Source organism: Streptomyces novaecaesareae (assembly GCF_000716875.1).
In the GTDB taxonomy this organism is placed as follows: Bacteria; Actinomycetota; Actinomycetes; order Streptomycetales; family Streptomycetaceae; genus Kitasatospora; species Kitasatospora novaecaesareae.
Window position 1 is genome coordinate 23984 of sequence record NZ_JNWQ01000067.1, and the last position, 12322, is coordinate 36305.

Annotated in this window: 10 protein-coding genes; 4 read left to right on the forward strand and 6 right to left on the reverse strand. The window is 72.6% G+C overall.

The window, feature by feature from the left end:
• The first annotated feature begins 497 nt into the window (after nucleotides 1-497).
• The 3 genes from OP86_RS23635 to OP86_RS23645 all read left to right on the forward strand — a co-directional run bounded on the left by OP86_RS23635 (nucleotide 498) and on the right by OP86_RS23645 (nucleotide 5031).
• Nucleotides 498-2690 carry an MMPL family transporter gene (locus OP86_RS23635; RefSeq protein ID WP_051830471.1) on the forward strand — a complete coding sequence of 731 codons (2193 nt, stop codon included), beginning with the start codon at nucleotides 498-500 and terminating at the stop codon, nucleotides 2688-2690.
• A 296-nt stretch (nucleotides 2691-2986) separates the two neighbouring features.
• Nucleotides 2987-3193: a cold-shock protein gene (locus OP86_RS23640; protein ID WP_030060364.1), complete on the forward strand. Its 207-nt coding sequence runs from the start codon at nucleotides 2987-2989 to the stop codon at nucleotides 3191-3193.
• Between the two features lie 71 nt (nucleotides 3194-3264).
• Complete coding sequence (locus tag OP86_RS23645) at nucleotides 3265-5031, forward strand: DEAD/DEAH box helicase (RefSeq protein WP_167344228.1); 1767 nt, start codon at nucleotides 3265-3267, stop codon at nucleotides 5029-5031.
• A 67-nt stretch (nucleotides 5032-5098) separates the two neighbouring features.
• Here OP86_RS23645 and OP86_RS23650 read toward each other — a convergent pair whose 3' ends face one another.
• Nucleotides 5099-5971, reverse strand: coding sequence for a helix-turn-helix transcriptional regulator (locus OP86_RS23650; protein ID WP_051830472.1), 873 nt, complete (start codon nucleotides 5969-5971; stop codon nucleotides 5099-5101).
• Nucleotides 5972-6085: 114 nt separating this feature from the next.
• Between OP86_RS23650 and OP86_RS23655 the strand changes: the two genes are divergently transcribed.
• Nucleotides 6086-7120: a hypothetical protein gene (locus OP86_RS23655; protein WP_051830473.1), complete on the forward strand. Its 1035-nt coding sequence runs from the start codon at nucleotides 6086-6088 to the stop codon at nucleotides 7118-7120.
• A 124-nt stretch (nucleotides 7121-7244) separates the two neighbouring features.
• Here the strand turns inward: OP86_RS23655 and OP86_RS23660 are convergent, their stop codons facing one another.
• The 5 genes from OP86_RS23660 to OP86_RS23685 form a co-directional block, all read right to left on the reverse strand.
• Nucleotides 7245-7982, reverse strand: coding sequence for a sirohydrochlorin chelatase (locus OP86_RS23660; RefSeq protein ID WP_030260530.1), 738 nt, complete (start codon nucleotides 7980-7982; stop codon nucleotides 7245-7247).
• Nucleotides 7983-7992: 10 nt separating this feature from the next.
• Nucleotides 7993-8907 carry an ABC transporter permease gene (locus OP86_RS23665; RefSeq protein ID WP_030260532.1) on the reverse strand — a complete coding sequence of 305 codons (915 nt, stop codon included), beginning with the start codon at nucleotides 8905-8907 and terminating at the stop codon, nucleotides 7993-7995.
• Nucleotides 8894-9697, reverse strand: a complete 804-nt coding sequence (locus OP86_RS23670) for an ABC transporter ATP-binding protein (protein WP_030260535.1) — start codon at nucleotides 9695-9697, stop codon at nucleotides 8894-8896. The genes OP86_RS23665 and OP86_RS23670 overlap by 14 nt, the downstream gene beginning before the upstream one ends.
• A 258-nt stretch (nucleotides 9698-9955) precedes the next feature.
• Entirely contained in the window at nucleotides 9956-11116 is a 1161-nt protein-coding gene (locus OP86_RS23675) for an aliphatic sulfonate ABC transporter substrate-binding protein (RefSeq protein ID WP_051830474.1), read from the reverse strand.
• Between the two features lie 247 nt (nucleotides 11117-11363).
• Nucleotides 11364-12322, reverse strand: a 959-nt coding sequence (locus tag OP86_RS23685) for a sulfate adenylyltransferase subunit 1 (protein ID WP_033333104.1), incomplete at its 5' end; no start/stop codon positions are given.

The window sequence follows — 12322 nt, forward strand, 5'->3', positions numbered from 1 at the left end:
GGCGTCGCCGGTCGGGAACGGTGGCGGCCGTGGTCCGGTGCCGCCTGCCGCTGCGCGCCGGGTGCGGATCCGGCGTCGCAACAGACGGTAGGGAACGGGGGATCGGCCGGTAATCCGGCTGGCGGGTGAGCCGCCCCTGGGGCTTGCCTCGGGGGCGGGGTGGGGTTTTCCCTACCGCCCGACCCCGAGACCTCCTCCTCAGGGGTAGGGGACCCACCTCCACCCTGAGGGGGAGATGACTCCACCCGGAGCACGAGGTCAAGGGGCTCGTGCTCGGGAGAAACTGGGTCGGGGCCGTTCGGGGCGGCCTCGTACGGGGGTTGGATTACGGGGGCTCCTTGCCGGGCGGCAAGCAAGTACTCGTAGGATGATGCCCAGACCTACTTACCTGCCGACCGGCAAGGGCGTGCCCTCGTGCACCTCCGGCCGGTCCTGCCGTCGCCCAGCGTCCCGTCCCCCAAGGGCTGCGGTGAACCATGCCCAGGAGGCATTCGAGCATGTTCCACCGACTAGGACACCTTGTCGTCCGTCGAGCCTGGTGGGTGATCGGCGCGTGGCTGATCGCCGCGGTCGCGATCATCGGGTCCGCTCCCGCGCTCACCGCCAGCACCGACCAGGCGGACTTCCTGCCCAAGCACTACGAGTCCATCCAGGCCGCGCAGCTGCAGCAGAGGGCCTTCCCGTCCGACAAGTCGCCGTCCGCGCTGCTGCTCTTCGAGCGCACCGACGGGGGCGCGCTGGACGCGAACGACCAGGCCGCCATGGACAAGATCACCCAGGGCCTGGCCGACAAGAACATCCCGCTGGTCGAGCAGGTCCTCCCGGTGTCCGAGAAGATGCACTCGTACTCCGCGGACCACAAGTACGCGATGGCGCTGGTCGCCATCGACAAGACCAAGAGGCAGTCGAACGAGTACACCGACGCAGCCAAGAAGCTTCGTGACGACGGCAAGGAACTCGCCGCCGGAACCAACCTGAAGTACCAGGTCGGCGGCGAGGCCGCGACCAACCTGGACCAGAAGGACTCCAGCAAGATGGCGGGCGTGCTGATCGGCCTCGGCACGGTCGTGATCATCCTGCTCACGCTCGGGATCATCTTCCGCAGCCCGCTCGTCGCGCTGCTGCCGGTCATCTCGGTGTTCATCTACTCGATGGTCGCCACTGGTCTCATCGGCTTCGCGAGCGACTGGTTCGGCCTCAAGGCCGACAGCTCGATGTCGCAGATCCTCACCGTCGTGCTCTTCGGCGTCGGCACCGACTACTTCCTGTTCCTGATGTTCCGCTACCGCGAGCGGCTGCGGGCCGGGGAGAACCGCAAGGAGGCCGTGGCCAACGCGGTCGGCCGGGTCGGCGAGGCCATCACCTCCGCCGCCGGCGCCGTCGTGGTCGCCTTCGCCGTGCTCGTCCTGTCCAGCCTCGGAATGTTCAAGGCGCTCGGCCCGGCGCTGGCCATCGCCGTCGCCGTCACCGCGATCGCCTCGGTCACCCTGGTGCCCGCGATCCTGTGCCTGATCCCCGAGAAGGTCCTGTTCTGGCCCTCCAAGGCCTGGCAGCGCGAGCCCTCGAACGCCCGCTTCGCCGCCATCGGCCGCAGTGTGGGCCGCCGCCCGGCCGTCGCCGCCCTGGTCTCCGGCCTGGTGATGGTCGGCCTCGCGCTCGCCGCGCTCGGCTACAAGGGCACCTTCGACATGGCCGGCAGTTCCATGCCGAAGACCGCGGAGTCGATGGTCGTCCAGGATGCGATGATCAAGGCCTACTCGGCCGGCGCCGCCGACCCCGCCCACGTCCTCGTCACCAGCGAGAACGGCAACAAGATCGACCTCGCCGCCCTCCAGGGCTACGTGAACGACCTCGGCAAGGTCGACGGCGTGGCCAGCGCCGCGATGCCGAACCCGGAGCGCGGCGTCAGCAAGGACGGCTCGACCGTCGACGTCACGGTCGTGCTGAAGGACGAGTCGACCACCAACAAGGCCATCGACACCATCGGCAAGGTCCGCACCGTCGCCCACAACCAGGCGCCCGCCGGTACCAAGGTCTACGTCTCCGGCACCACCTCCGTGCTGAAGGACATCAACACGGCGATGGCCCACGACTACAGCCTGGTCTTCCCGATCGCCGCCGTGCTGATCATGATCATCCTCGGTCTGCTGCTCCGCAGCGTGGTCGCCCCGTGGTATCTGATGGCCTCGGTCGGCCTCGGCTTCGGCGCCACCCTCGGTGCCACCACCCTGGTGTTCCAGAACATCAAGGGCGAGGCCGGTCTGATGTTCATGCTGCCGATTCTGATCTACCTGTTCGTGGTCGCGATCGGCACCGACTACAACATCCTGATGATCGCCCGTCTGCGCGAGGAGGCCCGCGAGGGCCGCGACCCCCGTGAGGCGGCCAGCCAGGCCATCCGCCACGGCGGTCCGACGGTGGCCGCGGCCGGGTTCATCCTGGCCGCGACCTTCGGCACCATGCTGCTGGCCGGCAACACGATGATGAGCGAGATGGGCTTCTCGATCGCCATCGGCATCATCATCGCGGCCTTCGTGATGGCGATGTTCTTCACCCCCGCGCTCACCGCGCTGCTCGGCCACCGCGCCTGGTGGCCCGGCCACGCCGACGCCCCCGGCCACGGCCACGGCGGCGGCCCGGCCCCGCTGGCGGGTACGCACGGCGCGCCGGAGCCGGCCGGCCGGCACTGACGGACCGCTCGTGAGGGCAGGCGGCGTCCCGCTTCGGCGGGACGCCGCCTGCCCCTTCTCCAGGGGCGCCAAACGTGATCTGTTCAGCCTAAAAACGCCGGTCGCCCGGGGTGTCGGCGTGCTACAGTCGACTCAGTTGCAGTTTTGGTTCCCATGAACGTGTATGTGCGCCTGCTGGTTCCAACCAACAGGCGCATTTGTTTTGTCCGGTGTTTCAGTCTCCGGATGGGGATCGCGGCTACTTGGGGATTCACGAGGTGTGGATCCCTGATGCCCCAGTTTTAGAGGAGACGGTTATGGCTACCGGCACCGTGAAGTGGTTCAACAGCGAAAAGGGCTTCGGCTTCATCGAGCAGGATGGCGGCGGCGCCGACGTCTTCGCCCACTACTCGAACATCCAGGCCCAGGGCTTCCGTGAGCTGTTCGAGGGCCAGAAGGTCGAGTTCGACGTCACCCAGGGCCAGAAGGGCCCGCAGGCCGAGAACATCCAGATCATCGGCTGACGTCAGCCTCCACGCTGACTCGCGATAATCGCGAAGCGGGGGCCCGCACCGCACGGTGCGGGCCCCCGCTCATGCCGCCGTACGGCCGGGGCGGCGCATTCGACTCCGACGGCCGACCAGTCCGCGACGCGGGCTGCCGACCGACGCATGGAGATCACGTGACCACCCCTGCCCGCACGCCGCGCGACCGCGGCCCCCGCACCACCGACCAGACCCGCCGCGCCGCCGGCGGCGGTGCCCCGCGCAAGCCGCGCGGCCGCTCCGGCGCCCCCAAGCAGGCCCGCACCGCCGTGCCCGAGGCCGCCGAGTTCACCGTGGTCCAGGCCACCCCCTCGCGGCCCCCGGCGGCCACCTTCGCCGAGCTGGAGCTCCCCAAGGGGATCCTCTCCGCCCTCGGCCGCCAGGGCGTCACCGAGCCCTTCCCGATCCAGGGCGCCACGCTGCCCGACTCGATCGCCGGGCGCGACGTGCTCGGCCGGGGCCGCACCGGCTCCGGCAAGACCCTGGCCTTCGGCCTGCCGCTGCTCGCCCGTACCGCCGGGAAGCGCGCCGTCGCCCGGTACCCGCTGGCGCTCGTCCTGGTGCCCACCCGCGAGCTGGCCCAGCAGGTCACCGAGGCGCTCACCCCGTACGCGACCGCCGTCAACCTGCGGATCACCACCGTCGTCGGCGGCATGTCGATCAACAAGCAGGCCAACGCCGTCCGCCGCGGCACCGAGGTCCTGGTCGCCACCCCGGGCCGGCTGGACGACCTGATCGGGCGCGGCGACGTCAACCTCTCCGACGTGGCCATCACGGTCCTGGACGAGGCCGACCAGATGGCCGACATGGGCTTCCTGCCGCAGGTCACCAAGCTGCTGGAGCAGGTCGCCGAGGGCGGGCAGCGGATGCTGTTCTCCGCCACCCTGGACCGCAACGTCGACCGGCTGGTCAAGCGCTTCCTCAACGACCCGGTGACCCACTCGGTCGACCCCTCGGCCGGCGCGGTCACCACCATGGACCACCACGTCCTCCAGCTCGAACCGGCCGACAAGGCCTCCGCCGCCGCGCACATCGCCTCCCGCGACGGCCGCGTGATCATGTTCGTGCACACCAAGCACGGCGCCGACCGGCTCGCCAAGCAGCTGCTCGCCAACGGCGTGAAGGCCGCCGCCCTGCACGGCGGCAAGTCCCAGCCGCAGCGCAACCGGGTCCTCGACCAGTTCCGCGACGGCCACGTCAGCGCGCTGATCGCCACCAACGTCGCCGCGCGCGGCATCCACATCGACGGCCTCGACCTCGTCGTCAACGTCGACCCGCCCGTCGACCACAAGGACTACCTGCACCGCGGCGGCCGCACCGCCCGGGCCGGCGAGTCCGGTACGGTCGTCACCTTCGTGCTGCCCGAGCAGCGCCGCGAGGTCAACCGGCTGATGACGGTGGCCGGCATCCGCCCGACCGTCACCAAGATCCGCCCCGGCGACGCCGACCTGGCCCGGATCACCGGCGCCCGCACGCCGAGCGGCGTCCCGGTCACCCTGGCCGTACCGGTGGCCCAGGCGGCCGCGGCGGCCGGTACGACCGGTTCGGCGGATTCGACGTCGGGCGGGCGCGGTGGCGCCAAGGCCGGTGCCCCGCGCCGCCGCTCCGGCAAGCGCTCCGGGCTGCCCACCGACGTCGACATGAACGGCAACCCGCGCCGCCCCCGCCCCAAGCAGCGGATGGGCGCCGCCGCCCAGGGCGAGCGCCCGCAGGCGGCCGGCTTCATCGGCCGCTCCTCCGGCCGCGCCAAGCCCGGCAGCGGCTCCAAGACCGGCGGCAACTACGGGACCGGGCGCCAGCGCCGCTCGTTCGACTGACCGACCGCGCTCCTGCGCACGCGCCCCGGGCCCCCTCACCGCGAGGGGGCCCGGGGCGCGTGCCGTCTCAGACCACCGCCGCCGCAGTAGCGGTAGGGGAAGGGGCCAGGCGGCGCAGCCGGTCCTCCGTCTCCGCGTCGCGCGGCGACATCACGATCAGCTGCAGCCCCTCGTCGGCCAGCAGCACGTGCTGGTCGATCCGCAGCACGCCCACCACCTCGTGGCGGATCAGCTTCTCGGCACCCGAACGCTCGGCCACCTGGTGCTCGTCCAGCCAGCGGTGCGCCTCCGGGTACTCGCCGCGCACCTGCCGGATCATCCGGGCCAGCCGGCGCCCGACCGCCGTCGCCTCCCCGCCGCGCTCCGCGTAGGCGGAGCGCAACTGCGCCAGGAAACGGCGGGCGTGCTCCTCCCAGTGCTCGACCCGGGCCCGGTGCACCGGGTTGCCGAACACCACCCACGCCAGGTTGCACTCCTGCGGCGGCCGGCCGGTCAGGCCGAACAGCGCGTCCGCGCCCGGATTCCAGGCACGGATGTCCCAGTTGGCGTCCATCACGAACGACGGCGCCGGCCACTGCGCGTGCATCAGCCGCAGCAGCGGCACCGGGACGTCCCCCGGCGCGGCCACCTCGCCGTCCAGCGGATGGCTGCCGGCCAGCCGGAACAGGTACGCCGTCTCCGCGCGGTCCAGCCGCAGGGTCCGCGCCAGGCTCGCCAGCACCTCCGGGGACGGGTGGATGTCCCGCCCCTGCTCCAGCCACGTGTACCAGGTCACCCCCACGCCGGCCAGCAGCGCCAGCTCCTCCCGCCGCAGCCCCGGCGTGCGCCGCCGCACCCCCGGCGCCAGCCCGACGTCCTGTGGCGTCAGCCGCGCCCGGCGGCTGCGCAGGAAACTCGACAGCGCCGTCCGGCGCTCCTGGGCGTCCTCCACCTCGACCATCTCCCCCCGTCCTCCCTGGTAGTCGAACTACCAGTATTCCCACGCACTGCTGCGGACCGCCCGGCCGCGCGAGGCTTGATCACGTCAACGGACCGCACGCGCAAGGGAATCCCGATGAGCCCGATGAGCTCGATGAGCAACCGTCAGCACCGTACTCTCCGCCGCGCCCTGGTCGCCGCCGCGGCCACCGCCCTGCTCGGCACGGCCGCGACCCTGCCCGCCGCGGCCGCCGCCGACCGGCCCGCCCCGGCCGTCGTCACCGGCCACGCACCCACCCTGGTGCCCGAGTCGGGCGTCTGGGACGCCGCCCACCACCGCTTCCTGCTCGGCTCGCTGCGGCACGGCACCGTCTCCGCCGTCGGCACCGACGGCAGCGTCCGCACTCTGGTGGACGACCCCGGCACGCTGACCGAGATCGCCGGCCTGCGGATCGACCCGCTCCGCCACCGCATCCTGGTCACCAACCTCGACAACGGCATCGGCGAGCGCAGCGGCGCGGCCACCCTGGGCAGGCTCGCCGGGATCGGCGCCTACGACCTGGACACCGGCCGCCGCCTCTTCTACACCGACCTCGCCGCCGTCGCCGCCGACGGCGGGAACCACCTCGCCAACGACATCGCGCTCGGCCCCGACGGCACCGCGTACGTCACGGACTCCTTCGCCCCGGTCGTCTACCGGGTCGCGCCCGACGGCACCGCCTCCGTCCTGCTGCGCGACCAGCGCCTCGCCGCCGCCCCCGGCTCGTACGGCCTCAACGGCATCGTCTACCGGGAGGGCCGGCTGGTCCTCGGCAAGTGGGACGACGGCACCCTCTGGCAGGTCCCGCTGAGGAACCCGGCCGCCCTGCGGCGCGTCGAGGTGAGCGGCGGCGAGGCCCTGCTCCACCTGGACGGCCTGCTCGGCCGCCCGGACGGCTCCATCGCGGGCGTCACCAACGCCTTCTTCGGCTCCGGCCGCGACGCCGAGGTCGAACTGCGCTCCGACGACCACTGGCGCACCGCCCGCCTCACCGCCGTCCGCCCCTCCGCCGACGCCACCCCCACCGCCCCCGTGGCCGGCCCGGCCGGCAGCCTCTACCAGCTCTCCGGCGGCCTGGCCGCCGCCAACTCCGGCCACCCGACGGACACCTTCACCCTGCGACGGATCTGACCGGGCCTCCCGATACGGCGGCGCATCCGGCCCCCCGCCGGATGCGCCGCCCGCGCTCCGGTGCCGCTCAGTGTGATCACGGCTGCGGTGGCCGAGTACCAGCACCGCAAGGCCTCTTGACGGCTCAGGCCGTGAGGGCCGGGACGGCCTGCACCGTGCGGCGGGCCTCGTCGTGGCGCTGGAGGAGGAGGGCGGCGAGTTCGGGGGCGGGGCCGAGGACGTCGGCCACGAGGTCGGCTCCGTCGGCTGCGGCCGCGATGCGGTCCGGGAGGAGGCCCGGGGCCAGCAGGTAGGGGGCGACGGCCGTGAGCTCGGCGCCGGCGGCGCGCAGGGCGGCGAGGGCGTCGGGGACGCGGGGGCCGGCGGCGGAGGCGTACGCGACCTCGACGGCGGCCCAGCCGCGGGTGCGGCGCCACTCGGCGGCCACCGCGTGGGTCGCCGTGTCGGCGGCCGGGTCGGAGGAGCCGGCGGCGGCGAGCACGACCCCGGTACGGGCACGGACGGCGGGGGAGGCGACGTCCAGGCCGGCCTCGGCGAGGCGCCGGTCCAGGGCGGCTAGCAGCAGGGGAGACGGACCGAGCACGTCCGCCACCGGCAGTCGGGAGCCGGCGGCGCGCAGGGCGGCGGGGATGTCGTGCTTGGCGTGGAACGCCCGGTTGAGCAGCAGTGGCACGGCCACCGCGTCGGCCGTGCCGGCCAGCCGTTCCGCCACCTGCGGGATCCGCGGTGCGCAGTGGTCCAGGTAGGCGGTGGCGACCTCGGTGCCGGGCCGCTGGGCCCGCACCTCCTCGACGAGGGCGGCCACGGTCGCGGCGTGGCGCGGGTCGCGGCTGCCGTGGGCGATGAGGAGGAGGGCGGGCATCAGCGGTGCCTCACTTGCCGGTGCCCAGCAGGCCGCGGTTGCGCAGTACCCGGCGCTCGACCGGGGTGAACACCAGCAGCTCGATGGCGATGCCGACGAACAGGATCAGGATGATGCCGAGCAGGACCCCGGACATGTCGGAGAACTCGCGCTGGTCCTCCAGGAAGCGGCCCAGGCCGCGGCCGAGGTCGGGGGAGGAGGCGACGAGTTCGGCGGCCATCAGCGAGCGCCAGGAGAACGCCCACCCCTGCTTGAGGCCGGCGAGGTAGCCGGGCAGGGCGGCCGGGATCAGGACGTGCCGGGCGCCGGTCAGGCCGGTGGCGCCGATGGTGCGTCCGGCGCGCAGGAACAGCGGCGGCACCTGGTCGATGCCGGCCACCAGGCCGTTGGCGATCGACGGGACGGCGCCGAGCAGGATCACCGCGTACATCATCTGGTCGTTGATGCCGAGCCAGATGACCGCGGCCGGCACCCAGGCGACCGAGGGCAGCGACTGCAGGCCCTGCAGGACCGGCCCGATCGCGGTGCGCACCGGCCTGATCCGGGCGACCACCAGGCCGATGGGGGTGCCGATCACGACGGCGAGCAGGAAGCCGGACAGGCCGCGCCAGACGCTGGTCCAGATGATCGAGAACAGCGTGCCCTGGTACCAGAGGTCCTGGGCGGAGTGCCAGACGTCCGCGGGGCTGGGCAGCTTGTACGAGGAGGTGAGGTGCAGGCTGTACGCGCCCTGCCACAGCGCGAGCACCACGAGCACGCCGATCAGCGGCGGCAGCGCCTTCTTCCGCAGCGCCTCGCCGAGCGAGCCGCGGTGCGCGGTGACGCTGTCGAGTGCGTCCAGGCCCGCGCCGACCCCGGCGGTGTCCGTGGCGGCGGCGCCGGGGGCGGTCTTGTCGAGGACGGGGGTGGTGTCAGTGCTGGCCATGGCGACGGATCTCCCCACGCAGTTCTTCGGTGATCTCGATGGACAGGTCCGCCACGCCCGCGGACTCGATGCGGCGCGGCTGCGGCAGGTCGATGTGCCACTCGCGGGCGACCCGGCCGGGGCGGGAGGAGAGCAGGACGACGCGCTGGGCGAGCCGTACGGCCTCGCGCACGTTGTGGGTGACGAAGAGGACGGACAGCTGCCGTTCGGCCCAGATCCGGGTGATCTCGTCGTGCAGCACGTCCCGGGTGATGGCGTCGAGCGCGGCGAACGGCTCGTCCATCAGCAGGACCTTGCTGCCCTGGGCGAGCGCCCGGGCCATCGCGACGCGCTGGCGCATGCCGCCGGACAGCTCGTGCACCCGCTTGCCGTAGGCGCCGTCCAGGCGGACGAGTTCGAGCAGCCGCTCGGCTTCGGCGCGGCGCTCCGGGCGGGGCAGGCCGGCCAGCTTGAGGGCGAGTTCGATGTTCTTGCCGGCGGTGAGCCAGGGGAAGAGCGCGTGCTCCTGGAACATCAGCGCGGGGCGGCCGCCGGGGACCTCGATGTTGCCGGCGGTGGGCCGGTCGAGGCCGGCGACCAGGTTGAGCAGGGTGGACTTGCCGCAGCCCGAGGCGCCGAGCAGGGTGACGAACTCGCCGGGCGCGACATCGAGGGTGATGTCGTCCAGGACGTGGGTCTGTGCGCCGGGGCGGCCGAAGGACTTGTGTACGTGCGAGATCCGGACGGCGGGCGCGCTGCCGGGGGCGTCGGCGCCGGGGGCGGCCGTCGAGGTGGTCAGTGCCGGGCTCATGCGCCCGCCTCGCTTCGCTCGGCAGGGGCATTCGCCCATGCGCGCCTTTTGATGATTCGCTCGCTGCGCTCGCTCATGCGGGCACCTCCTGCGTGAGTGGTCTGCGTGGGCCGCGTGGGGCTGCGGAGCCGGGGCCGTGGCCCGGGCCCCGCCCGTCCCGGTGGGCATCGATCGGGGATCGACCGGACGGGCGGGGGCCGGACCGCGGAGTCGGGGGCCGGACTGCGGGGTCGGAGGCGAACGGCCTTGCTGTGGACGCTACTTGGCGCCGAGCCCGGCGTCCGACACGGCGGCCTGGCCCTGGGCGGCGAGGACCTTGTTCAGCGGGGTGAGGTCGTAGATGCCGTTCAGGTTCGGCTTCTTGAGCAGCCCGGCGGTGACGGCGTGGTCGGCCTCGGCCTGCAGGGTGTTCGCCAGCGGGTCGTCCAGGAACTCGATGTCGGCCCAGGCCGGGTCGAGGACGGCCGGCTCCAGAGCGCTGCCGACCTCCTTCTTGATCGCCTCGTTGGCGTCGGCCTTGGCCTTGTCGGAGTTGGCCTTGATGAAGGCGTTGGTCTTCGCCGAGCCGCGCAGCACGGCCTCCACCACGTCCGCGTGCTCCTTGAGGAACTTCTGCGAGACGATGATGTTGGTGATCACGAACTTCTTGTCCGGCCAGACGTCCTTCTCGTTGAGCAGGACCTTCGCGCCGAGCGTGACCAGCTTGGAGGCGGTGGGCTCGGGCACCCAGGCGCCGTCGACGGAGCCGGACTTGTAGGCGTCGGGGGTGACCTTGTTGTCGGTGCGCACCACCGAGACGTCGCCCGCGCCGGAGGCCGCGTCGACCTTGTAGCCCTTGCCCGCGAGGTAGTTGAGCAGCGCCACGTCCTGAGTGTTGCCCAGCTGCGGGGTGGCGATCTTCTTGCCCTTGAGGTCGTCCAGGGAGGAGATCTTGTCCGGGTTGACCACCAGCTTGACGCCGCCGGAGGCCGAACCGCCGATGATCTTCAGCGACTGGCCCTCGGACTTGGTGTAGCCGTTGATCGCGGGGGAGGGGCCGATCCAGCCGATGTCGATCGAGCCGGCGTTGAGCGCCTCGATCTCCGCCGGGCCCGCGTTGAAGACCTGGGTCTTGACCTGGGTGGCGCCCAACTCCTTCTGGAAGATGCCCTCCTGGAGGCCGACCAGCGGCGTGCCGTGGGTGAGGTTGGCGAAGTAGCCGATCTTCACGGTGTCCGCGGACAGCTTCGCGCCGGAACCCGCCGCGGTGGCCGCGGCGTCGCCCTTGGTGTCCAAGGACTTGTCCGCCTTGGAGCCGTAGCCGCAGGCCGACAGCAGGGCGACGGCGGTCAGGCCGGCGGCGGCGGCCGCGGCGGTGCGTCTGATCCGGCCGGCGTCGGGGCGGACACGGGTATGCGAGGGGGCCGGGTTCGGTGCCATGGTCGAAGTCCTGTTCACGGACGGACCGTCAGGAAACGGTCTCGGATGGACGGTTCGGAAGATGGTGCGCGCGGCAGTGGTGTGCCGGGGGCAAGCCGGGCGGCTGTGGGGGAAGACAGCCCGGTGACAGGGCGTTCTCAGCCCTGCCGGCCCGCACATCGGGTGAGCCCGCCCTGGCCGCTGCCGAGGACGCCGCTGCCGATGCGGCCGCCTTCCTTGTCCATGCCCGAGAACGCCTCGCTGGGCATCAGACCCAGTCCTCCTCTTCGGATGCGTCGGGTGCGTCGTTGGTGCGTACGGTCTCGAAGGCCTCGCCCGCCATGCCGGCGGTGAGGGTGGTGCCGTCGGCCGGGTCGACCAGCAGGAACGAGCCGGTGCGGCGGTTGTCGGAGTAGCCGTCGAGGGCCAGCGGCTCGGCGGTGCGCAGCCGGACGTGGCCGATGTCGTTGACGTTCAACCCCTCGGCGCCGCTGCGCTGTTCGAGAGTGTCGATGTCGATCCGGTAGGAGATCTCCTTGACCAGCGCGCGCACCGTACGGGTGGTGTGCTTGAGCAGCACCTTGTCCCCGGCGCGCAGCGGCCGCTCGTTGAGGTGGCTGACGGTCGCCTCGATGTCCTTGGTGGGCGCGGGAGTCGCCCCTGCGGCGATCAGGTCGCCGCGCGAGATGTCGAGGTCGTCGGCGAGCCGGACGGTGACCGACTGCGGGGCCCACGCGAGGTCCGTCTCCCGGCCGAGCGCGTCGATGCCGGCCACGGTGCTGGTGAGCCCGGAGGGCAGGACGGTGACCGGGTCTCCGACGCGCAGTACGCCGGAGGCCAACTGGCCCGCGTAGCCGCGGTAGTCGGGGTGCTCCTCGGTCTGCGGGCGGATCACGTACTGGACCGGGAAGCGGGCCGGCTCGGCGCTCGGGTCGCTGCCGACCGGCACCGTCTCCAGGTGCTCCAGCAGGGTCGGGCCGCCGTACCAGTCCATGTGCGCGGAGGGCTCGACGACGTTGTCCCCGGCCAGGGCGGAGATCGGGACCGCCAGCACGTCGCCCACGCCGAGGGAGGCGGCGTACGCGGTGAACTCCTCGGCGATGGCGGCGAAGACGGGCTCCGCGTAGCCGACCAGGTCCATCTTGTTGACGGCCAGCACGACGTGCGGCACCCGCAGCAGTGCGGCGACGGCGGCGTGCCGGCGGGTCTGCTCGACCACGCCGTTGC

Excerpts from the sequence above, each read along its gene's own strand:
- OP86_RS23655 (WP_051830473.1), top strand. The coding sequence starts at position 6,086 with ATGAGCCCGATGAGCTCGATGAGCAACCGTCAGCACCGTACTCTCCGC.
- OP86_RS23665 (WP_030260532.1), bottom strand. The coding sequence starts at position 8,907 with ATGGCCAGCACTGACACCACCCCCGTCCTCGACAAGACCGCCCCCGGC.
- OP86_RS23640 (WP_030060364.1), top strand. The coding sequence starts at position 2,987 with ATGGCTACCGGCACCGTGAAGTGGTTCAACAGCGAAAAGGGCTTCGGC.
- OP86_RS23635 (WP_051830471.1), top strand. The coding sequence starts at position 498 with ATGTTCCACCGACTAGGACACCTTGTCGTCCGTCGAGCCTGGTGGGTG.
- OP86_RS23645 (WP_167344228.1), top strand. The coding sequence starts at position 3,265 with ATGCCGCCGTACGGCCGGGGCGGCGCATTCGACTCCGACGGCCGACCA.
- OP86_RS23660 (WP_030260530.1), bottom strand. The coding sequence starts at position 7,982 with ATGCCCGCCCTCCTCCTCATCGCCCACGGCAGCCGCGACCCGCGCCAC.
- OP86_RS23670 (WP_030260535.1), bottom strand. The coding sequence starts at position 9,697 with ATGAGCCCGGCACTGACCACCTCGACGGCCGCCCCCGGCGCCGACGCC.
- OP86_RS23675 (WP_051830474.1), bottom strand. The coding sequence starts at position 11,116 with ATGGCACCGAACCCGGCCCCCTCGCATACCCGTGTCCGCCCCGACGCC.
- OP86_RS23650 (WP_051830472.1), bottom strand. The coding sequence starts at position 5,971 with ATGGTCGAGGTGGAGGACGCCCAGGAGCGCCGGACGGCGCTGTCGAGT.